General features: G+C 72.2%; 20 protein-coding genes. 10 read left to right on the forward strand and 10 right to left on the reverse strand.

Annotated features, from left to right (window positions below):
* Positions 1-40: 40 nt before the first annotated feature.
* Positions 41-346, forward strand: coding sequence for a hypothetical protein (locus ACZ4EF_RS01610; RefSeq protein WP_355336373.1), 306 nt, complete (start codon positions 41-43; stop codon positions 344-346).
* Between the two features lie 45 nt (positions 347-391).
* On the opposite strand, the gene ACZ4EF_RS01615 is transcribed toward ACZ4EF_RS01610, so the two are convergent.
* Both ACZ4EF_RS01615 and ACZ4EF_RS01620 read right to left on the reverse strand, forming a co-directional pair.
* Positions 392-1150, reverse strand: a complete 759-nt coding sequence (locus ACZ4EF_RS01615) for a hypothetical protein (protein WP_355336374.1) — start codon at positions 1148-1150, stop codon at positions 392-394.
* Positions 1147-2541 carry a putative T7SS-secreted protein gene (locus tag ACZ4EF_RS01620; RefSeq protein WP_467502207.1) on the reverse strand — a complete coding sequence of 465 codons (1395 nt, stop codon included), beginning with the start codon at positions 2539-2541 and terminating at the stop codon, positions 1147-1149. The genes ACZ4EF_RS01615 and ACZ4EF_RS01620 overlap by 4 nt, the downstream gene beginning before the upstream one ends.
* A gap of 145 nt (positions 2542-2686) precedes the next feature.
* Between ACZ4EF_RS01620 and ACZ4EF_RS01625 the strand changes: the two genes are divergently transcribed.
* The gene (locus ACZ4EF_RS01625) at positions 2687-3268 is read left to right on the forward strand and encodes a hypothetical protein (protein ID WP_467502209.1); all 582 of its coding nucleotides are present in this window, start codon (positions 2687-2689) and stop codon (positions 3266-3268) included.
* Here the strand turns inward: ACZ4EF_RS01625 and ACZ4EF_RS01630 are convergent.
* The 5 genes from ACZ4EF_RS01630 to ACZ4EF_RS01650 form a co-directional block, all read right to left on the reverse strand.
* Positions 3265-4401 (reverse strand): alpha/beta hydrolase, encoded by a 1137-nt coding sequence (locus tag ACZ4EF_RS01630; protein ID WP_467502211.1) that lies wholly within the window; start codon positions 4399-4401, stop codon positions 3265-3267. The two genes, ACZ4EF_RS01625 and ACZ4EF_RS01630, sit on opposite strands and share 4 nt — an antisense overlap.
* Positions 4402-4477: 76 nt before the next feature.
* Positions 4478-5947 carry an extracellular solute-binding protein gene (locus ACZ4EF_RS01635; RefSeq protein WP_467502213.1) on the reverse strand — a complete coding sequence of 490 codons (1470 nt, stop codon included), beginning with the start codon at positions 5945-5947 and terminating at the stop codon, positions 4478-4480.
* Entirely contained in the window at positions 5944-8772 is a 2829-nt protein-coding gene (locus ACZ4EF_RS01640) for a substrate-binding domain-containing protein (protein ID WP_467502214.1), read from the reverse strand. Before ACZ4EF_RS01640 ends, ACZ4EF_RS01635 begins: the two co-directional genes overlap by 4 nt.
* Positions 8773-8777: 5 nt before the next feature.
* Positions 8778-9296 (reverse strand): hypothetical protein, encoded by a 519-nt coding sequence (locus ACZ4EF_RS01645; RefSeq protein WP_467502216.1) that lies wholly within the window; start codon positions 9294-9296, stop codon positions 8778-8780.
* A gap of 187 nt (positions 9297-9483) precedes the next feature.
* Positions 9484-10782: an MFS transporter gene (locus ACZ4EF_RS01650; RefSeq protein ID WP_467502218.1), complete on the reverse strand. Its 1299-nt coding sequence runs from the start codon at positions 10780-10782 to the stop codon at positions 9484-9486.
* 241 nt (positions 10783-11023) lie between these two features.
* Here ACZ4EF_RS01650 and ACZ4EF_RS01655 point away from each other — a divergent pair, with 241 nt between their 5' ends.
* From ACZ4EF_RS01655 to ACZ4EF_RS01670, 4 genes are all read left to right on the forward strand, one after another.
* Positions 11024-11467 carry a MarR family winged helix-turn-helix transcriptional regulator gene (locus ACZ4EF_RS01655; RefSeq protein WP_391042971.1) on the forward strand — a complete coding sequence of 148 codons (444 nt, stop codon included), beginning with the start codon at positions 11024-11026 and terminating at the stop codon, positions 11465-11467.
* A gap of 385 nt (positions 11468-11852) precedes the next feature.
* On the forward strand, positions 11853-12461 hold the full coding sequence (locus ACZ4EF_RS01660; protein ID WP_391042974.1) for an SPW repeat protein: 609 nt from the start codon (positions 11853-11855) through the stop codon (positions 12459-12461).
* 173 nt (positions 12462-12634) lie between these two features.
* Positions 12635-13291 carry a GNAT family N-acetyltransferase gene (locus ACZ4EF_RS01665; RefSeq protein ID WP_467502220.1) on the forward strand — a complete coding sequence of 219 codons (657 nt, stop codon included), beginning with the start codon at positions 12635-12637 and terminating at the stop codon, positions 13289-13291.
* 85 nt (positions 13292-13376) lie between these two features.
* Positions 13377-13751, forward strand: coding sequence for a hypothetical protein (locus tag ACZ4EF_RS01670; protein WP_467502222.1), 375 nt, complete (start codon positions 13377-13379; stop codon positions 13749-13751).
* On the opposite strand, the gene ACZ4EF_RS01675 is transcribed toward ACZ4EF_RS01670, so the two are convergent.
* Complete coding sequence (locus ACZ4EF_RS01675) at positions 13723-15384, reverse strand: MFS transporter (protein ID WP_401856241.1); 1662 nt, start codon at positions 15382-15384, stop codon at positions 13723-13725. The two genes, ACZ4EF_RS01670 and ACZ4EF_RS01675, sit on opposite strands and share 29 nt — an antisense overlap.
* A gap of 118 nt (positions 15385-15502) precedes the next feature.
* The gene (locus ACZ4EF_RS01680) at positions 15503-16018 is read right to left on the reverse strand and encodes a MarR family winged helix-turn-helix transcriptional regulator (protein WP_467502224.1); all 516 of its coding nucleotides are present in this window, start codon (positions 16016-16018) and stop codon (positions 15503-15505) included.
* Positions 16019-16066: 48 nt separating this feature from the next.
* Here ACZ4EF_RS01680 and ACZ4EF_RS01685 point away from each other — a divergent pair, with 48 nt between their 5' ends.
* Positions 16067-16822: a dienelactone hydrolase family protein gene (locus ACZ4EF_RS01685; RefSeq protein ID WP_401716661.1), complete on the forward strand. Its 756-nt coding sequence runs from the start codon at positions 16067-16069 to the stop codon at positions 16820-16822.
* A gap of 2 nt (positions 16823-16824) precedes the next feature.
* Entirely contained in the window at positions 16825-17091 is a 267-nt protein-coding gene (locus ACZ4EF_RS01690; RefSeq protein ID WP_355336387.1) for a DUF6295 family protein, read from the forward strand.
* Between the two features lie 66 nt (positions 17092-17157).
* On the opposite strand, the gene ACZ4EF_RS01695 is transcribed toward ACZ4EF_RS01690, so the two are convergent.
* On the reverse strand, positions 17158-20004 hold the full coding sequence (locus tag ACZ4EF_RS01695; RefSeq protein WP_355336388.1) for an AfsR/SARP family transcriptional regulator: 2847 nt from the start codon (positions 20002-20004) through the stop codon (positions 17158-17160).
* Between the two features lie 667 nt (positions 20005-20671).
* Between ACZ4EF_RS01695 and ACZ4EF_RS01700 the strand changes: the two genes are divergently transcribed.
* The gene (locus tag ACZ4EF_RS01700) at positions 20672-21166 is read left to right on the forward strand and encodes a GtrA domain-containing protein (RefSeq protein WP_467502227.1); all 495 of its coding nucleotides are present in this window, start codon (positions 20672-20674) and stop codon (positions 21164-21166) included.
* Positions 21167-21257: 91 nt separating this feature from the next.
* Positions 21258-21767 carry a SigE family RNA polymerase sigma factor gene (locus ACZ4EF_RS01705; protein ID WP_355336390.1) on the forward strand — a complete coding sequence of 170 codons (510 nt, stop codon included), beginning with the start codon at positions 21258-21260 and terminating at the stop codon, positions 21765-21767.
* Positions 21768-21769 lie beyond the last annotated feature (2 nt).

Raw genomic sequence — 21769 nt, forward strand, 5'->3', positions numbered from 1 at the left:
AGAGGCGCAACACGAAGACGCGATACGGACGGGGGGCCGGATGTCTTTTCTGCGGTTCGCGGGCGACGAGGTCAAGGACATGGCACGCAAGCTGGAGACCAGCGGCGACCAGATGAAGAGCGCTTCGAAGGAGATGAAGCACGCCAACACCAAGGAGATCGGCCACTCCGGCCTGGAATCGGCGTGTGACGACTTTGCCGACTCCTGGGACTACGGATTCGGCCAGCTCTCCAAACTCACCCAGGGCGTCTCGGAGTTCGCGAATCAGGCCGCCGAGGAGTTCGCCAAGATCGATCAGAAGCTCCTCGACGAACTCAAGAAGGCGGGCGAGGGCGGCGGCGAGTAATCCGTCCGCCGCTCGCCCCGCGGGCTCACTCCCCGCGCCTCGGCCTCAACCGTCGTGCTCCTGGGACGGATTGAAGGTGAACGTCCGCCCGATGTGTGCGAGCCGCCCGCTGTAGGAGTCCAGCAGGAAGAGCGACGGCGTCGAGATCGTCACGTAGACGCAGTAGTCGCGGGGCGCCGGGACGATCAGTTGCAGCGCCGCCACGGGCAGCGTCGGCCGTATTGTCGCCGCGGCGCCAGTAGGATCCTCGACTCCGGCCGCGGCGGCCATGCCCGCGGGGAGCGTCAGCAGCCGCAGCGAGGTCGACATCACGCCGGGCCCCGCGGGCAGCTTCGCGGCGATCAGGATGTCCTGCCTGCCCTGCACACCCTTGCCCAGAGGGAAGTTCAGCTCTTGAAGCCGGCCCTCGCGTGCGAAGAGCTTGCGCTGCTCCGCCTGGAAGATCGCCTCGGCGGCGAGCAGCCGGTCCCGGTGCGTGCTGGGCCGTACCGTCACGGCCAGCAGGCCCATCGACAGGCGTTCGTCACCCTCCACGTCCTCCGTACCCAGGCACATCGCGGTAAGGACGACGGTGTCCCCGCTGCCCGCGGCCAGACCCGGCAGACTGGCACGCATCTGCGCTCCCGCAGAAGCCAGTTGCTCCTCGTCGGCGTCGGGCATCAACGTGGCCAGCGCCTCGTGCCAGCCTTCGGACTCAGTGGGTTCCGGCAGCCGGATGAACTCGTCGGGTACCTGGTATCCGAACGCGTACGGGATCTCCCGCCCCGCGCCCTTTGCCGTGCCTTGGGCAGTCGGGCCGCTCACGCCGCTGTCCCGTACTGCCCCTGCTCCAGCCCCTTGGCGAAGCTGTTGCCCGCTGACGTCAAGGTCGTGGGGACGTCGAACGTCGGGCCGAGCGGGCCGGGCGCCATGACCGTGGGACTGTTGTCGGGCGCCTTGTAGTTGACGAATCCGGCGATCGGCCCGACTACGGGGATGTCGGAGATGTTCCAGTCGCCGTCGGTCCACCGGCCGTCGTTCGCGTTGGACCCGAGCGCGAAGCCCGCGCCGGTGACGGTGCCCACGAAGTCGAACACCTTGCCCGTGGCCACATACGTCCAGCCCTGCCCTGCCATGCTGAAACCGCGCAGGGTGTTGGCGACACCGCTGGGTATCTTGGCGATGTTGCCCAGCGCGCCGGGCCGGATCTTGCCGAGCGTCGCCACGATGCCTTCCGCGACCCGCAGTTCACGCCCCGCCTGTACCATCGCGCGCCCGGCCCTCATCATGCTGCCGCCCGCCAGACCGATACCGCCCGCGATCACACCCGCGGCGTCCCAGGCCAGAGTCTGCCAGGTCACACCTTCGGCGCCGCCGATCATCGCGGCGCTGTGCGCGGCGAGCGCGCCCACGCCGACGATGAAGCCGATCAGGCCGAGCGCCCCCACTCCGGTGCCGAGAGCGAGGGCGACCAGGCAGATCACGCCGATGACCATCGCGACGTCGGCGAGTATGTCGCCGACCAGTTTCCAGAAGTTCGGATCGGACAGGACGTTCCACGCGTCGGCGAGGAAGTCGGTGACGCTGTCGACCAGATTGTCGAACCAACCCGGCTTCGGCGGGGCGTCGTCGGTGGCGTCCTTCAGCGCGCGCGCCGTTGAGTCGGCCGCGGTGGTGTACTCGACGTGCAGAGTACGGGCGCGCCCCCGGACCGACTCCAGTTCGCCGTGCGCCGTGTCGTACGCCTGCTGCTTGCCCTTCTTGTCCCGCTCGTGCGCTTCCTTCTCCGTGTCGGACATCGTGGAGGTGTCCGCGGGAAGACCGGTCAAGGAACTCTTGGTCGAGTCGACCTTCCGCGCCGCGGCAGCCGCCTCTTCCTCCAGCCCGCGGGCCCGCGACTGGAAGCCGTCCAGACTGGTCTCCCAGCCCGCCAGGGCCCGGTGCGCCGAATTCACCGCGTCAAGGGCCTTCTTGAGATATGGCGGAATCTTTTCCACGGACTCCGTGAAGGCATCGGCGGACTTCCCCACCCATACACCGTCCGAGGTGCCGATCTTGCTCAGTTGGCTCTGGGCGCTGCCGCTATTGTGGGCCACTTGCCCCACCGCGGAGACCATCAGACGGACGGTTTCCAGATCCCCCGGAGCCGGATCGAAGCCAAGGTTCGGATACTTCAACGAGCCCACGCTCGCCCCCCATCCGCATGACGAACTCATGCCGCTTCGTTCAGAGATGACTTTTTCTTGACCAAGCTATAAGAAGATCCTTGCGGTATGGATGGTTCCGCCGAGTCCCGGATGCGGGTCCGCCGGCGGGGACCGGACAAAAGGTCATGCCAGACCACGGAGGCCGGAGGTCGTGATGTTCGTGGAGGCTCAGCTCAAGGCGCTGATGCGGGACGGGGCGCGGGGGGCGGCGCGGCATGAGGCGCGGAATCTGGTGGGGTCGTGGCGGAGATTCGCGGCGTTCGCCTTTGTCGCCGAGCAGTACGGCTACCGGTACGAGGGGATGGCGGCGACATCGCCGAAGGGGAGTCCGAATCCGTATTTCGGGTTCCGGCGGGAGGCGGACGCGGCGGAACGGGCGACCCTGGCCGCCGCGCGGTATCCCGAGGGACTGCGCGGCGGCCAGTTGCCGGGAATGCGGCCGGGACGGCGGCGGCTGCGGCCGTCGCCGGAGGTGCGAGAAGAGGTCGAGCTGCTGCACGCGCGTATTCAGGTGGACTACGCGCGAGGCCATCGCAGGCGCGGCCTGATCCAAGTAGTGCTGCTGCCGCTGGCGTTGCTGATCCCGCTGTCCCAGTTCGGGTTCACGGCGGGGCCGTTGCTCGTCTGCGGCGGTGTCTGGGCGTTCTTCGTCGGGTTGTGGGGGCTGGGGGTGCTGCTGTCCCGGCGCCGGTTGGTGAAGTACGGCGCCGTGTTGCGGGCCGCTGACCGGGCCTAGGGGGTGGGGGCGGGGAGGGCTATGCGGGTGGTGGCGGGGGTGTGGGGGAGGGGGTGGCGGCCGGTGAGGACGGGGAGGCCGGTGGGGTCGGCGTACAGCTCGTAGCGGTAGAAGGCGACGGCGTACGCGGTGAGGGCGTCCTGCTGGTGGGCGGGGGTCAACTCCTGCGCCGGGCAGGTGCTGTCGTCCTCGCCGAGCGAGGCCGGCGGGGTCCAGGACCGGTTGTAGTAGTTGTGGTTGGCGTGCTGGAGAGAGACGGAGAAGTCCGTCACGGTGTTCAGGCCCGCGATGTCGTCCAGATACTCCTGGCCCTGCTCGTGGACGGCTCCGTCACAGGTACTGGTGACGACCGCGAACGGCACCTTCGTGTCGAGGGTGTCGCTGTTCTCGCCCTCGGGGTAGTCGAACTTGACCGGCGCCAGCGCGAGAACGGCCCTCACCCGTACGCCCGTCGGCCACTCGGCGCGGTGCTTGTCGGACGCCTGCCACATGGCGCCCTTGCCGCCGCGCGAGTGCCCCAGGGTGCCGACGCGCGTCATGTCGACGTGGCCGGTGAACGCGGGCGCGACCGCGCGGCCGGTCGCCGGGTCGGTGAAGCGGCCCTTCAGGGCGCCGCCGCCGTTGGCCAAGTCCCGCCACAGCCGCAGGTGTTCATTGATCAGGCGGGCGCGGTCGCCGTAGTCGAAGGACGTCATGTTGATGGCGTCGGCGCTGAGCGAGACCACGACGAAGCCGCGCTCGGCCAGCGCGCGGCCGAGGTAGTCGTAGCCCCGGTAGCTCGGGTACGGGTGCGAGCCCGCCGGGCACGGCCAGGTCTGCGCGTCCGCGTCGTCGCAGGCGTACCAGGAGCCGTGCGACATGACGACCAGCGGCAGCCGCCCGGTCAGATGACGCGGGTAGTGCACCACGGCCCGCACCTCGCTGACCGTGCCGGACTCCGGATCGGTGAACGCCGTGTCCCCGAGGTCGTATTCGGCGGTCCCGACGCCGGCGGAGGTCGTGGCGGCGGTCTCGGCGGTCGCATGCGGTACGGCGGCGACGGCCGGTGTCTGCGTGCCCGCCGCCAGGAGCCCGGCGGCCAGCAGCAGCGAGGCCGCCGCCGTGCGGACGGTGGATCGAAGAGGAGATCTCATACTCCGGTCAACACGCTGGAGCACCGCCCGAGTTGCCTCACCGGCCCCAGGCGTGTCAAAGACGATCGCCAGCGACCTACTTGCCCTTCAGGATCTTCGCCAGCGACCGGTCGAGGGAATCAGCGAGCGGCCCCGGGTCGATGGACGAACCGCCGCCGCTGAACGGACCGGTGTCGGAGATCCAGTCGTGCAACTGCGCCTGGAGAAGCTGCGTGAGAGCGCCGTAGTAGGGGGTGCGGGGGCGCTGCACCGCCTGGGTCAGCGCGGGCAGCAGCGTGGAAGCGGCGTACGCGGGGCGGCCGTCGGCGTCGCGCGGCATGTCGAGCGACTCCGACGACGCCGAGGCCCCCGGACTCGGAGAGCCGCCGGAACCGCCGGAACCCCCGGAACCCCCGGAACCCCCGGACCCCTTCGTGCCCGGCGCGAGCGTGCACCGCACCTTCGCGTCCTTGTACGCCGACTCCCGCGTCGCCGCGAATCCGGCGTCCAGCAGGCACCGCTCCGACTGCGCGTTCGTCAGGTACTTGACCAGGTCCAGCGCGTACTTCGCGCGCGGCGACCCCGCCGCCACGGCCAGATTCTGCCCGCCGAGCACGGCCTTCCCCGGCAGCCGCGCCACCTGCATCCGCGAGGGGCCGAAGGTCCGCGACAGCGCGCCGTACGCGTACGGCCAGTGCCGCAGGAAGACGGTGTGCCCGGCCGCGAAGTCGCCGAGGGATGTCGACTCGTCGGAGGTGAGCGCCTCGGGCAGCGTCTCGTCATGGCCCGCGCGGGACTTCAACTCGCTCAAAGCTGCCCGCAGTTTCGCCGGGTCGGCCGTGTAATGACCTTCGGCGTCCGCGAGTTGGACCCCCACCGAGGCGAACGCCTCGATGGCGTTGACCGTCAGCCCCTCGTACGCGCCGAGTTGGCTCGTCCACCCCGCCATGTAGCCCTTGGGCTGGTGGTCCTTGTCGGCGTCGACATCGCTGATGAGCGTCTGGAGCTCCTGCCAGGTGGTGTCGGCCTTCGGGAAGCTCGCCGGATCGATGCCGATGGCCTTGATGGTGTCGGCGCGGTAATAGAGCAGCCCCACATCACTGTTGAAGGGCGCCGCGTAGGTGTGGCCGTCCCACCGTGCGGTGCCCGCGACGGACGGGATGACGTCCCCGTCGTCGAGATTCATCTGGTGGTCGAGCGGGCTGATCAGCCCGGCCTGCGCGAACTCCGGCACCCAGGTGACGTCCAGATTCACCACGTCGTACGCGGAACTGCCGGACTGGAGCGCGCCGAGCAACTGGCTGCGCTGCTGGTCGGCCTCACCGGGCAACTCGACCAGCCGCGCCGGGTGCCGCCTGCCCTCCGGCGTCCCGTTCCACTGCTCGATGAGCTGCTGGCGCACCCCGTCGCTGCCGGTCACGTCCAGACCGCTGGCCACGATGATCTCGCCGCCGCCGGTCGTCGTGGGCTGCGCGGCACGGCCCCCGCCGCCCCCGCCGGTGCACGCGGCGGCGGCGAGCGCGAGCAGGCACAGGGCGGCGGCGGTCGCCGCGCGACGCCGCCTCACCGGGCGTTCCCCGTTCCCGCGCGGGCGACGTCGTCGCGCAGCTCCGAGACCTGGCTGCTCGACGCGTTCAGACAGCGCCCGCCGCTGGTCCTGGCGATCTGCGCGCCGACCGAACCGGCAGCGCAGCCGCCGCCCGGCGCCAGGGACACCCACTCCACCGGTACGGGACGGGCGGCGATCCGCGCCAGCAGGTCGGGGAGATCCCGGCCCTTGAAGTGCTCGTCGTCCTCGTCGTCGGTGATGTAGACGATCAACTGCGCCCCGCCGGTGGCCTTCTGGCGCTCCGTCATCTCGGTGAGCGCGGCGTCCAGCGCGGGTCCCGGGTAGGACTCCTCGTCCACCAGCTTCGTCGCCTTGACCTCGCGGCGGATACCGGCGAGGTCGGAATGCCTGCCCAGCGGCACCAGTTGCTGCGTCGGCGGCTTGTCGACCACCGTCCACACGCCGTACGCGTCGTCCGGCCCGAAGGTGTCGAGCGACTGCGACAGCAGGTCGAGGGCGCCCGCGGAATTGCTCCAGTAGGTGTCCATCGAGCTGGACTTGTCCAGCAGATACAGCACCCGGCCGGGGCCGAGCGCGTGCCGGTAGCGGTCCAGCGCACTGCCCACGGCGGCGGCGTACCTCGCCAGCCACTGGGCGTCGGGCGGGTAGGTGCCGGGCATGACCGTACTGCCGGGAACGACGGCTCCGGAGCCCGTGTCCGTCGCCGTGCCGCTCGCGGAACCGCTGGTGGTGCCGGTCGCGCCCCCGGCCGTCCGGTAGCCGTCGTCGGTGAAGACCTTCTGCCCGGCCGCGCCGGTCAGCCAGGTGTGGAAACGGTCGACGGCGTCCTTCCTGGCCGTCGCGTCGCGGTCCGCGCCCTTCCACGTGACGTGCACGAACGGCAGGTCGAGCGGCGCGACATCGGCCGGATACTGCGGCGCGCGGGGATGGAGCCTGTTGTTGTCGCAGCCCACCCGTGCCTTGGCGTCCGCGTGCGTGTTGAACTGCGTCATCACCTGCTCGGGCACCAACACCGCCGCGTTGTCCTTCAGTTCGGGGTCCGCCCCGGCCAGCGCGCACATCAGCGCGTACGAGTCGGGCTGCGCGGGCCGCAGTTGGGCCGCCTGCCGCTCGAACTGCCCCACGACCGCGTCGCTCACGGGCGCGACGCCGTTCTGCCCGTACACCCCGACCGTCGCGAGCTGCGCCGAATCCGTGGACTCGGGATCGGCGCGGAGCACCGGCACCGTCTTGGGGTTGTTGCGCTTGAGCTGGTCGAGGAGCTGACCGAGCGGGGTGCCCGTGACCGAGGCCGGGGTACTGGCCAGGGTCGTCGGGATGGCCAGCACGACCGGGGTGTACGCGACCGGGCCGAGCGAGCCGAGCTCCACGTCGTCGCCCTTGCCGACAAGGGATTTGGCGCGGGCCACGGTGACGTCGGAGCCCGGTATCCAGATGTCCGGCTGCGCGCCGATGTCGCGCTGCGGGCGCAGTTCACCGGTCGAGCGCGGCGTACGCCAGTCGGCCGCGTGCTGGAAACCGGTCACCGCGTCGGCGGACTTGGGGTCGACCAGGCTGATCCCGGAGCGGCGGCAACCGCTCCCCGTGTGGTTGGCGCCCGAGGTCAGATACGCGGCCACGGCCTTCTTCACGGTCGGGGCCGCGTCCGGGTCGGTGAGCAGCCGCAGTTCGACCGGCGGCGCGCAGGCCGTACTCCCGCCGACCCAGGTGTAGACGCCGTAGCCGCCTCCGGCGAGGAGCACCGCGAAGGCGGTGAACAGCGGGATCAGGACCTTGGGATTGTGGCCCTTGCCGGGACCGGCTGTGCCCGAACTCTCTTTACGGGGACGGCCCTTGCGCTGCTCGCGCTCCCCAGGACGGCCGCGCTCCCCACGGCTTCCCCGCTCCCCGCGACCACCCCGGTCTCCACGGCTTCCGCGCTCTCCGCGACGGCCCCGCCCCGTACGCCCCTCGCCCGCGCCGATCCCGGCCGCCGCGAGCGCCGCCCGCCACCAGGCCGCCCGGCCCGCGGCGTTCCGCCGGTCGATCTCCTCCAGCAGCCGCGGCGAGAGCCCGAGCAGCACGTCCTGCCGGGACTCGGCGGCGTGGTGACGCGGCACCCACGGATCGTCGCCGCCTTCCGTGAACTTGTGCCGCATCGCCTCGTACAGCGCGGCCGACAGCGGGATCAGCTCGATCCGCGCGGCCTCTTCCGGCCCGACGTCCTCATCGGTCCTCGGCAGCCCGTCGCGCAGCAGCCGGATGAGCTGTTTGGTGTACGGCGTCGGCTCGTGCCCGTTGCCCCCCGGTATCCGGCGGTTGATCTGGACGGCGGTCAGCACCGAGATACGGTCCCTGCCGCGGTGCAGCGTGCCCGGCTTGAATTCGAGCAGCGCGTTGCCCGCGTAGCAGCAGTCCAGGATCACCACGATCCGGTCGACCAGCCGGCGTTCGGCGATGTCCCTGAGCCTGGGCAGCACATGGCTGCTCCAGGACACCGCCTCCGCGTAGTCGTCGCGGCCGATCCTGCGGGACTCACCGACCAGCAGGTGGAAGTTGTCGCCGTTGCGGTCCACTCCGCCGTGCCCGGCGAAGTAGAGCAGGAACAGGCCCTCGGCGGCCTTGGCCTCGTTCTCCAGGTGCGAGAGGAATTCGAGCTGGGTCCTGGGGAGCACCTGCCGGACCTCGTTGGCCCCGAACACCCCTCCGGCCATCAGGGTTTCGACCAACTGGCCGAGGTTGTGCCGCACGCCCGGCAGGTCGTCCAAGTGGTCGTACCGGTACACCCCGAAGAGCAGTGCGCGATTGGCCTTGCCGCGTGGGTCGTAAGCATGCGAGGACACGATGGCTAGGTGTTCCTTCCGCCTTCGTCGTCCTCCGGCTCCTCGTCGGCGTCGTCCGTGTCGTCCGCCCCGTTGCCCCCGTCGGCTGCGCCGTCCCCGGCCCCGGCCCCGTCCCCGCCGCCGTCGCCGCCGTCGACCCCGTCGCCCGCGCCGTCCGCGCCGTCCGCCTGGACGTCGGTCACCATGGGGTGGTCGTCGCTGCTGCTGTTGTCCGCCCACGCGTGGGCGGCGACCTTCGCGCGGTTGTAGAGGTCCTCGAAGACCGGGGTGATGGCCGCGCCCGCGATCACCAGCACCAGTTCGACGAGGCCGCCGCTCATCGGCGGGCCGTCCCGCCGCTCCTCCGGGTCATGCCGCCCGCCGTCGTACTCGCGGACCTCCGCCGTGAGCTGATGCGCGGCCTCGGCCTGCGCGAACCAGTCCTCCAGGCTCAGCCAGCGGTACAGCGCTTCCAGATCCTGCGCGTCGTCGCCAGTGACCCGAATCCGGATCCTGCGGCCCGGCTCCCCGTCCCCATGAGTCATAACTCACTACTCTTGCACGGACGCTGACACTCCGTCACTACCTTGCGCCGACGCGCCCCCACGGGTGATCCGCCGGCCCCCACGGGTGATCCGCCGGCCTCCACGGGTCGCCCGCCGGCCCCCGCGGGGCCGGTGCCCTGGGCGCGACGGCGAGCCGGCCCTTTCGGGGGCGCGGGGAACCGCGCGCTCAGCCACGGTGTTCGCGCAGGTCACCACCGGCCCCAGCGGGGTAGTTCGGCTGTCGTCGGGCCACCGGCTCGGTGGTGGGCTGCTCGCGCGGTTCCCCGCGCTCCTTCGGGGCGCGCGCGGCCGTGACGCTTCCCGGCCGTCGGCCGGAGGGGGCGGAGCCGCGGCCGAGGGCGGCCGAGGTCAGGGCCAGCGCCAGCGCCGCCGCGGCGAGGGCCGCGCCGAGCCAGTTCGGGGCGGTATAGCCGAGCCCGGCCGAGAGAAGGAGCCCGCCGAGCCACGCGGCCAGCGCGTTGCCGAGGTTGAAGGCGCCGATGTTGACGGCGGAGGCGAGCGTCGGGGCGCCGGACGCCTGGTCGAGCACCCGCTTCTGGAGCGGCGGGACGGTCGCGAAGCCGAGCGCGCCGATCAGGAAGACGGTCACGGCGGCGGCCACCTTGTTGTGCGCGGTGACGGTGAAGAGCGCGAGGACGAGCGAGAGCCCGCCGAGCGTGGCGTAGAGCATCGGCATGAGCCGCCGGTCGGCGTACCGGCCGCCGAGCAGATTCCCGCCGACCATGCCGAGCCCGAAGAGCACCAGCAGCCAGGTGACGGACGAGTCCGCGTAACCGGTCACGTTCGTCATCATCGGCGCGAGATACGTGATCGCGGCGAAGACGCCGCCGAAGCCGAGCACGGTCATGGCCATGGCGAGCAGCACCTGGACGTTGCGGAAGGCGGCCAGTTCGTGCCGGAGGCGTACGCCCTCGGGCCGGGGGATCTCGGGGACGAGCTTCGCGATGCCCGCGAGGCCGAGGACGCCGAAACCGGCGACGACGAAGAAGGTGACGCGCCACCCGGCGGACTGCCCGACGAAGGTGCCCAGCGGTACGCCGACCACGTTGGCCACGGTCAGGCCGGTGAACATCATCGCGATGGCCCCGGCCTTCTTCTCCGCGGCGACCAGACCGGCCGCGACGACCGAGCCGATGCCGAAGAAGGCGCCGTGCGCGAGGGAGGCCACGATGCGGCCCGCCAGCATGAGGGCGAAGGTGGGCGCGACCGCGGAGACGAGGTTCCCGGCGATGAAGAGCCCCATCAGGAGCATCAGCATCCGCTTGCGGGAGATCTTGGTGCCGAGCACGGTCATCAGCGGCGCGCCGACGACGACGCCGAGCGCGTAGCCGGTCACCAGGAAGCCCGCGGTCGGGATGGACACCCCGAAGTCCCCGGCGATGTCGGGCAGCAGCCCGATGATCACGAATTCGGTCGTGCCGATGCCGAAGGCCCCGAGGGCCAGGGCGAGCAGCGCGAGCGGCATGGGAAACACCTTCCGGAGGAGAGGGGACGGAACCGGCGGTACGGACGCGTACGGGACCGGTGCGCATTTAACCAGCGCCCACAATAATTGCAGGCGCGGGATAAGTGCAAACGCCGCCTATTGCGGAAGCGGGCTATCCTGAAGACGCGGCCGACGACGACCGCGGGACCGACCGGTGCGAACCGGCCGGTCGGGGACGAGGGTGGTGCGAGCCGCCGCGAGGCCGGTGGAGGAGCCGAGGATGACCGAGACCGTGGCGCTGGCCCAGGGCTGGTGCGCGCTGTCCCTGCTGCACGGCAGGATCGAGGCGCACATCGAGCGCGCGCTCCAGGCGGGGCACGAGCTGAGCGTGCGCGAGTTCTCGCTGCTCGACGTGCTCAGCAAGCAGCACAACGGCCCCGGCGGCCACCTCCAGATGAAGAAGGTCGCCGACGCGGTCGTGCTCAGCCAGAGCGCCACGACCCGGCTGGTCAGCCGCCTGGAGGACCGCGGCCTGCTGGTCCGCTACCTCTGCGACACCGACCGCCGCGGCATCTACACCGACGTCACGGAGACCGGGCTCGCCCTGCTCGCCGAGGCCCGCCCCACCAACGACCGCGCCCTGCGCGAAGCCCTCGACGAGGCCGCCCGCGAGCCCGAACTCGCGCCGCTGGTCCGTACGGTGGAGGCGCTCGGCGCCCGCTGAGCCCCGACCGCCTGACGCGTACGGCCGGGGCGACGAGCCATCAGCCGAGCCGGGCCGGGCCGAGGCCGTGCGCCCCGGCCACCCCTCGCCCGCACCCCCCACCCGTGATCCGCCGGGTCCCGGGCCGTGCCGCCCCCGCCCGCGCCGCCGCTGGCACCCCTGCCCCGCGATTCGGTGAGGAAATCGGCGAGGAACGCCCTTGGGCGGTCGTCGCAAGGGTCCGGCGGGGGGCGGCAGGGCGATATGAGGAGATATGTACGCCATCCGAGTGGCCTGAGTGGTATCAGGCGATTTACGCTGTGTGAGGATGCGGCAGCTTCGGGGCGGAGACCCGAAGGACATCCGGTGGTAGAAGCGACTGCACTCAGCAAAGGAGGTGGCTGGAATGGCCACCGAATCGACCAACCCGACGACGGGAATCGATACCCACCCGGACCTGATGGCCCTTCGGGGCCGGTACGAGGAAGCGGCGGCGAAGCCATGGGCCGGTCTCGTTGAAGGTCTGGCCCTGCTGGCCGGGCTTTACCTGGCGATCTCGCCGTGGGTGGCCGGATTCACCGGCTTCCACGCTCTCACCGTGACCAACCTGATCCTCGGCATCGCCCTGGCCGTCCTGGCCCTGGGCTTCGGCTCCGTCCTGGAACGTACGCACGGACTGGGCTGGGCCGCCGTGGTGATCGGCGCGTTCACGATCGTCGCACCCTGGGTGGTGTCCGGTAGCCCCCACGTGCACAAGACCATCCTCAGCAACGTGATCACCGGAGCGGTGATCTGCCTGGTCGGACTCGCCACGATGGGCATGGGCATGCTCGGCCGTAGCCGGTCCAGGAGCCGTGGGCTCCCGGCCGGCGGCGGCCGGATGGGCTCGGACCGCGCGGAGCGCGGCTTCAGCTCGGACCGCGCGATGAGCACGGACCGCGGTGCGCGTTCCGACCGTGGGCTGGGCGCCGAGCGGAGGATCGACCCCGAGCGAAGGATCGATCCCGAGCGCTGATCCGGTACTGAGTCCGGAGCACCGACTCCGGAACCCGGTGGTACGGACGACCGCGAGGCCGCCCGTACCACCTTCACGTACCATCCGCCCCACCTACCACTCCTGAGCGCTGTTGTGAAGGGCTCGGGGAACTGAGATGCCGTGCGCTGTCCGTATGAGTGACAATGCGCCGTATGAAGATCGGCACCGACGGTGAACTCCCCGCCCCCGAGCGGGATTTGGGCTCGGACCCGGCTGTCTCGGACCCGGCTGTCTCAGGCCCGGCCGCCCCGGACCCGGCCGCCTCGGACCCGGCCGCCGACGTGATCGTGCGCCGCGCGACGGCCGCCGACGCGGACGCCCTCGTACGCCTCAGAGCGGTGATGCTCGACGCGATGGGCACGCGGGTCGGCGGGGACGACGCGCCGTGGCGGGCGCGGGCCCGTACGTGGTTCACCGAACGCCTCGCCGCCACGGGCGAGTTCGCCGCCTTCGTCGTGGACGACCCCGAACTGGGCGTGGTGAGCAACGCGGTGGGCGCCTGCGACCGGCACGCGCCGGGCCCGACCAACCTCAGCGGTTTGCACGGCCACATCTCCAACGTCTGCACCGACCCGCGCCGCCTGCGCCGCGGTTACGCGCGGGCCTGCATGGAGGCGGTGCTCGACTGGTTCGCCGACGAGACCCAGGCGCGGGTGATCAACCTCAACGCGACCGCGGACGGCGCCGGTCTCTACACCGGCCTCGGCTTCGCGACCCCGCCGCACCCCACCCTCCAGGTCCGCCTCGACGGCACCATCGCGCCGGTCCCTGTCATTCGTCAGGAGCGGACCGGGCCCGGCGTCTCCTAGCGTCAGGCGGTGACGGCGGCCGGCGGGACCCGGCCGCCGACGCGACGGCCGGCGGGGGTCCGGCCGCGGACGGAGGGACATCACCATGCGCAGGATCACGCGGGGCACCGCCGCGCTCGCCATCGCCGCCGCGGCCGTGGCCGCGCTCGGCACCGGCCCGGCCCACGCCAGCGACAAGCCCGCGTACGGCTGCCCGGGCGGCGCGGTCTGCGTTTACGCGCAGAACGCGGACTACACGGCCGGTCACCCGACCGACATCTTCTACAGCTACGGCGCCCGCAATCTGAGCGGCCAGATCGGCTACCACACCGTGCTCAACAACCAGTACGGCAGCGCCAACGCCACCGCCCAGCTCTGCTGGCAGTACAACGGCGGCGACTGCCGGATCACCCTGGAGCTGAACGACCACTGGTCGTACAACCTCACCCCGGTCAACTCGATCGTCTTGAACCGGCCCTGACCTGGGGCGGCGTGGCCTCGGCGGTCACCGCCCGCGTCGCGGGTCCACCGCGCAGCAGCGACGCGGTGGCGGCCAGCAGGCCCATCCCGGCCGCCGTCGCGAAGACGATCACCAGCCCGTGGTGGAAGGGCGCCGAGATCAGGTGCGGGAAGAACTCCTTCCCGGTCAGCACCGCCCTGTTGTGCGCGGGCAGCGTGTCCAGCACACCGGTCGGCCCGAGCAGCGTCTGCACCGGGTTGACCCCGAGGAAGGCCGAGAAGACCGTCGAGACCGGCGGCAGCGACGCCGCGTGGTGGGCCACGTCCGGCGGCACGCCCTGCGCCCGCAGCCCGCTGTCCAGCGCCGACGGCAGCCGGTCGGCCAGGCCCACGATCAGCAGCGAGAAGAACACCCCGATCGACAGCGACATCCCGGAGTTCTGGAACGTCGAGCGCATCCCGGACGCCGCGCCGCGGTCGGTGGCGGGCACGCTGCTCATGATCGCCGAGGTGTTCGGCGCGGAGAACATCCCCGAGCCGATCCCGTTGCACATGATCAGCAGCGCGAACGCCCAGTACGAGAACGTGATCGGCAGCAGGAGCAGGCCGACGAAGCTGAGCGAGAAGACCAGCAGACCGCCGGTGGTGAACGCCCGTACGCCGTACCGGTCGGACAGCCACCCGCACAGCGGCCCCGCGATCAGGAACCCGGCGGTCAGCGGCAGCAGGAAGATCCCGGCCCACAGCGGCGCGTCGTCGAACGCGTAGCCGTGCAGCGGCAGCCAGATGCCCTGGAGCCAGATGATCAGCATGAACTGGAGGCCGCCGCGGGCGACCGCCGCCAGCAGCGAGGCCGCGTTCCCCGCGGCGAAGGCGCGGCTGCGGAACAGCGCGAGCCGGAACATCGGCTGCGCCACGCGCGTCTCGACGACCACGAAGACGATGAGCAGCACGACGCCGGAGATCAGCCCGGTCAGCACCTTCGGGCTCAGCCAGCCCATGGTGTGGCCGCCGTAGGGCTGGATGCCGTAGGTGATGGAGACCAGCAGCAGACCCAGGCCGACGGCGAAGGTGAGATTGCCCCACCAGTCGATACGGGACTGCCTGCGCGTGGAGGTCTCGCGCAGCGAGCGGTAGGCCCACACGGTGCCGAGGATGCCGAACGGCAGATTGACCCAGAACACCGCCCGCCAGTCCCACGCCGACAGCAGCCCGCCCAGCACCAGGCCGACGAACTGGCCGGACAGCGCCGAGATCTGGTTGATGCCCAGCGCCATGCCGCGCTGCTCGGCGGGGAAGGCGTCGGTGATGATCGCGGCGGAGTTCGCCATCAGCATGGAGCCGCCCACGGCCTGGACGATCCGCCAGCAGATCAGCCACATCGCGCCCGCGCCGCCGTGCGCGGGGTCGAAGGAGAGCGCGACCGAGGCGAGGGTGAAGACGACGAAGCCGAGGTTGTAGATCCGCACCCGGCCGACGATGTCGCCGAGCCGCCCGAGGGTGACCACCAGGACCGCGGTGACCAGCAGATACCCCATGATCATCCACAGCAGGTAGCTGATGTTCCCGGCCGCGAACGGGTCCAGGTGGATACCGCGGAAGATCGCGGGCATCGAGATGATCACGATCGAGGAGTCCACGGTCGCCATGAACATCCCGAGGCTGGTGTTCGACAGCGCGATCCACTTGTAGCGGTCGGGGCGGGGGCCCGCGGGGCCGGGACCGGGCGGGGCGGCGCGGGCGGGTATGTCCGAGGGGTCGGGCTCCGCGGGGTCAGACACGGCGGGTGATCCTCTCCAGCAGGGGAATCGCGTCGGCCAGCAGCCGCTGCTCCTCGGGGGTCAGCTCCTCGTCGATCGCGCGGGCCAGGCGGCGGGCGCGCTCGGCGCGGGCGCCGTGCAGGCCGTCGAGACCGGCCTGGCTGAGGGAGACGACGATGCGGCGGCCGTCGGAGGGGTCGGGGTCGCGGACGACCAGGCCGCGCTCCTGGAGCACGCCGATGATCGTGCACATCGACTGCGGCCTGATGCCCTCGCCCGCGGCCAGCTCCGTCGCGGTGGCCGGGCCCTCCCGGTCCAGCCGGACCATGGCCGAGATCTGCGAGAAGGTCAGCTCCCCGTCCGGCTTCACCTGCCGCAGCCGCCGCACCAGCGGGCTCAGCGCCACACGCAGGTCCACCGCGATGCGTCCGGCCTCGGCCGGACGACCCGGACCGGCCGGGTCGTCCGGGGTCGCCGCCGTGCCGGTCGCGTCGGCCGCGGTGCCAGCCGCGTCGCTGCTGGTCGTCATGATGATCAGTATAAACTTATCAGTCCAGGCTTATGGTATAGCTGGCGCATGACTGTTTCCCCCAGCGGTTCGCTGACCGCCACCACCGTCACGATCACCGGCCACGGCGGCGACGAGATCGAGGCGTACGTGGCCCGACCGGAGGGCGACCACCGCCGCGGCGGTGTCGTCGTCATCCACCACCTGCCCGGATACGACCGCCCGACCAAGGAGATGACGCGGCGGTTCGCCGAGATGGGCTACGACGCCGTCTGCCCCAACCTCTTCCACCGCGAGGCCCCCGGCGCGGCCCCCGACGACGCCGCCGCGGTCGGCCGCGCCAACGGCGGGGTCCCGGACGAGCGGCTGGTCGGCGACGTCGAGGGCGCGGTCGCGTACCTGCGCGCCCTGCCCACCTCCAACGGCAAGGCCGGCGTCATCGGCCACTGCTCGGGCGGCCGTCAGGCCGTGCTCAGCGCCTGCCACCTCGACGTGGACGCCGCCGTCGACTGCTACGGCGCCTTCGTCACCGGCACCGTCCCCGAGGGCTTCGTCCTGCGCATCACCAACCTCGTCGACCAGCTCCCCAGCCTCGGCGCCCCGCTGCTCGGCCTGTTCGGCGCCGCCGACAGCCACCCGAGCCCCGCCGAGGTCGCCGAGCTGGAGCGCATCCTCACCGACCTCGGCAAGGAGTACGAGTTCCACAGCTACGAGGGCGCCGGGCACGGCTTCTTCGCCGTCGACCGCCCCAACTACAACGTGCCCGCCGTCCAGGACGGCTGGGAGCGCATCGCGGACTTCTACGGCAAGCACCTGGAGGGCTGACCATGTGCACGTACTCCACCGTCAAGGCCGAGGTCGAGGGCAGCGCCAAGGGGCCGGGCGGCTCCTGGTTCCACGTCACCGACGTGACCGTCTACTTCGACCACCCCGTGCACGCGCTGGCCGAGCACACCCTGAACATCGACTTCGCCGCCCCCGCCAAGGGGCCTTCGGCCCGCGTCGCCCTGGAGCTGACCGCGGACTCCGCGCGGGCGCTGATCACCGCGATCCAGGACGCGCTGGCGGCCGTGCCGCGCGAGATGGCCGTCTGACCACCGGGCGCGGGCCCAAGGCCCTTGCCGCGCGGCGGAGTTCGGGCCGGGCGCCCGGCCCCGCTGTTACGCGACCCCGTCCTCGCTCTGCCGCACGCACGCCGACTCGCACGCGTCCAGTCGCGCCAGGCCCGCCAGTATCGTCCGCGCCTTCGCCTCCAGGCGGTAGGTGCGGGCGAGTTCCAGGGCCCGGTCCCAGTGCTTGCGGGCGGAGGCGGGGTCGCCGCGCTCGAAGTGCGTACGGGCCAGCACCTCCAGGGTGTCGGCCGCCGTACCGCGGTCCCCGAGCCGGTCCAGGATCGCGACCGTCTCCTCCAGCGCGGCGACCGCCTCGTCGTACCGGCCCACCGTGCGCAGCGCCTCGCCGAGGCTGGTGAGGCTGCGCGCCGTGCTGGTCAGCAGCCCGCGCTCGCGCCACATCCCCAACGCCCGCCGGTAGCAGGCGATCGCGGCGGCCGGGTCGCCCGCGCCCAGGTGCGCGTCACCGAGATTGCCCAGCACGGTCGCGACCCGGTCGGCGTCGCCCACCGCGTAATGCAGGTCGAGCGACTGCCTGCCGTACTCCAGCGCGAGATCGTGGTCGCCCAGCGCGTGGTGCAGCCCCGAGAGGTTGTTGAGGATCGCCGCCTGCCCCTGGAGGTCGCCCGCCGCCTCGAAGTACCGCCGGGCGACGCCCAGATGCTCAAGGCACGGGTCCACCCGGTCGGCCATGCCGTGCGCGACGCCGAGCCTGCTGTGCATCCACGCCCGGCCCTGGACGTCCCCGGTCTCCTCCACGCAGGCCATCGCCTCCTGGAGGCACAGGTCCCACTCACCGGTCCACCAGTACGCCTGCGCGTAGCCGAACAGACCCGCCGCCAGCCGCCACGCCACGTCGGGCCAGCGGCGCGCCGCCGCCAGCCGTATCGCCTCCTTGATCGCGGGCAGCTCCTTGACGCACCACCGCAGCGCGGCCTCCTCGCTGTCGAACTCCAGCGGGGGCACGGCCGGTTGCTCGTGCAGCGGCGGTATCGGATGGCCCTCGGGCGCGAGCAGGGCCGCGGTCCCGGCGACCGTGACCGTGTACCAGACCAGCAGGCGGCGCAGGCCGTTCTCGCGGACCCGCGGCGGCACCTCCTCGGCGGCGCGGGTCGCCGCGTACTCGCCCAGCAGATCGTGGAAGGAGTAGTGGCCGGCCCGCGGAGTCTGCAACAGGTGCGTGTCGACCAGCGCTTCGAGCAGGTCCTCGGCCGGGGCGGGGTCGCGGCCGATCAGCGCGGCGGCCGGGACGAGGTCCAGCGGATGGCCCGGCCACAGGCCCAACAGCCGGAAGGCGCGGGCCGCTTCGCGCTCGGCGGCCTGCGGGCTGTCGCGCATCGCGAGATAGCTCATCGCGAAGGTGTCCTGCACGGCGAGGCCGCCCGCGGACAGTGCGTGCAGCCGGTCGCCCGCGCCGTCCAGCCGCTCCGCCAGCGCGGTCAGCGGCCAGTTGGGGCGGGCCGCCAGCCGGGCGCCGGCTATGCGCAGCGCCAGCGGCAGTCCGCCGCAGGCCGCCAACACCCCGGCCGCCGCCGCCGGTTCGGCCGCCACCCGCTGCTGCCCGCACACCGCGACCAGCAGCCGGTGCTGCTCCTCCGCGCCCAGCGGCTCCAGCGGCAGCCGTACCGCTCCGGGCAGATCCGCCAGCGTCCTGCGGCTCGTCACGATCACCGCGCTGTCGCCGCGGCCCGGCAGCAGCGGCACCACCTGCGCCGCGTCGCCCGCGTTGTCCAGCACCAGCAGCACCCGGCGGCCGTGCAGCGCCTGCCGCAGCAGCGCCGACAGGTCGTCCGGGTCGTCCGGCAGCGGCAGCGCGCCGCCGGTGCCCGGCGCGCCGCCGTCGGCCAGATCGCCCAGGAACCGGGCCAGCAGGTCGCGCGGGCGGCGCGCGTCACCCGCGCCGAAGCCGCGCAGGTCGGCGTAGAGCACGCCGTCGGGGAAGTCGCGGCGCGCCCGGTGCGCCGCGTGCACCGCGAGCGCCGTCTTGCCTATGCCGCCCATGCCGGTGACGACCGCCACGCGCGGGGCGTCCGGGTCGCAGGGGCGTATCACCCCGAGCAGCGCGGCCAGTTCGTCCGTACGGCCGGTGAAGTCGCCGGTGTCGGCCGGGAGTTGAGCCGGGGGAGTGGACGGCTGGGATTCCTGCGGGGCCGCTTCGTCCTCGGGGGCCGCCAGGATCTCGCGGTACGCGGCCTGCACCGAGGGGCCCGGCTCCACGCCCAACTCGTCGACCAGTGTGCGGCGCAGGTCGTGGAAGGCGGCAAGTGCCTCCGCCTGCCGGTGCGTTCGGTGCAGGGCCAGCATCCACTGGCGGTGGAACGGCTCGCGCAGCGGATGCGCCGCCGTCAGCGCCGCCAATTCCGCCGCCATTCCCTGATGGCGGCCCAGCGCCAACTCCGCGTCGAACCGCCACTCCAGGGTCTGGAGCCGGGCCTCCGCCAAATGCGCCGCGTACGCCCGCAGCGGGTCCGACAGCGCCGGTACGTCCGCCAGCGGGTCGCCGCGCCACAGCGCCAGTGCCGCCCGGCACTCGGCCAGCACCGCCGGCCAGTCCCCGTCCCGGTGCGCCGCCCGCGCCGCCGCGTGATGCCGTACGAACACCTCGGCGTCCAGCTCGCCGACCGCCACGTCCAGTACGTAGCCCTGCGGGACCGCCCGCAGGCGCGAACCCGGGCGGTCGTCCTCGGCCAACAGCCGTCGTAGCCGGGCCACATGATTGTGCAGCGACGCCGTCGCCGTCGGCGGGGGCTCCTCGCCCCACATCGCCGCCTTCAGGGCCTCCGGGCGCACCGCCCGGCCCGGACTGCTCAACAGCGCGGCCAGCAGTGCCCGCGCCTTCGCCGAGCCGACGCCGCCACCCTCCACGGTCACAGCTCCGAGCAGCTCGAACCGCATCCGTGGCCCTCTCTGGCCGTTCCCCCGAACGGCGCGTTAGCCCCATGTTAGCGGCCGGTTGGCGCCCCCCTCCATGCTTGACCTCCGGGTCCGGCCCGGCGGCGCGGGTGGGTCCATCCACCGCCGCAACGGGGGCGCGGCACGCCGCGGCCGGACCCGACCACTTCGCCCCCTCCCGCCCTCCGGGCGCGGGAAGACCGCCTCGCCTCTCCGCAAGGCCGTGCCCCTGCGCACGCCGCAGATGCGGTCGCCTTCGGGCCGGCAGCCCGGTGGGGGCGTGTCGCGCAGTTCCCCGCGCCCCTGGTGGGGCGGACCGTTTTTTGTCCGGGGGTCAGGCACGGGCTTTTAGGGGCGCGGGGAACTGCGCGCTCAGCCCGCGCGGTGGCGCGCCTCTGAAATACCGGCCCCAGCGGGGCAGATGCGCTTGTTTTCGGGCTGGCAGCCCGGTGGGGGTGGGCCGCGCAGTTCCCCGCGCCCCTCAAAAGATCGGTGTGCCGCCCTGGGCAAAGGGCGCTGTCCGGGGGCGCGGGCCGGGAAGGATCGGGGGCCGTCCTCAGAAAAAGGGTGTCGTCCGGGGGAGCGGGCCGGGAAAGATCGGGGGGCCCACAGCGGGAGCGTGTCAGTGGGGTGTGGGCGGCGTGTCAGTGGGCGGGGGGAGGGTGGGGGCATGGAGAAGACGGTGGGCGGGGAGAGAGCGGCAGCGAAGTCGGCGGCGTTCGGGAAATTCGTGGTGTGCGGCGGAGGCGTCGGACTGCTGTCGAGCGCCGTGCTGGTGGCGGCGGCGGGTCACGCCCCGTTCGCGTTGGTGAACGCGGTGGTCACCGTGGTGTCGACGCTGCTGGCGACGGAGCTGCACCACCGGATCACGTTCAGGTCCGCCGAAGGCGGATGGGCGGGGTGGCGGGTGCACAGCAAGTCGGCGCTGACGCTGCTCGGGGCATACCTGTTCACGACGGCGGCCGTCCTGACGCTGGACCACGCGCACCCGCACCCGGGCGCCCTGCTGGCGCAGGCCGTGTACCTGGGGGCCTCCGCCCTGGCGGGCATCGCCCGCTTCGCGACGCTGCGCCTGCTGGTCTTCCCCACCCGGAACCCGGCCCGCGATGCCGCCCGTGAGGCCGCGAAGCCGCTGGACCGGGACGGTGTGGCGGCAGCCGCGTAACGGCCCGGAGACGTCCCCGGGCGCCCCGTAACATTCCCCGTTCCCCGCCGCGTCGAAGAGGTGAAGGGTCGGACGGGGGAAGGGGAGCGGGATGCGAGAGGGGGAGACGGCGGCGTATCTGGAGTTCGCGGCGGTCCGCGCGAGCCACCTGTACCGGTCGGCCTGTCTGCTCGCCAGCGGCGACACGCACCTGGCGGAGGACCTGGTCCAGGAGACGCTGGGCCGGATGTTCGTCGTCTGGGGCCGGATGGCGAAGGTGGGGAATCCGGCCGCGTACGCCCAGACGGTTCTGGTCCGCGCCTTCCTGACCCACCAGCGGCGGCGCAGCAGCAAGGAACGCCCGAGCGCGGAGCTGCCGGACAGCCCCACGCGGCACGGCGACGACGCGACGCTCAGGATCACGCTGCTCGACGCGCTCGGCCGGCTCTCGCCGAAGGACCGGGCGGTCCTGGTGCTGCGGTACTGGGAGGACCGCAGCATCGAGGAGACCGCCGAGGCCCTGCGCTCCACACCGGGAGCCATAAGGACCCGCACGGTACGCGCGCTCGCCCGGCTCAGGGCGGATCTCGGCGGCAGCCTCGCCGATCTCATCGCCCGCTGAGC

This window comes from Streptomyces sp. NPDC025721, assembly GCF_055558595.1.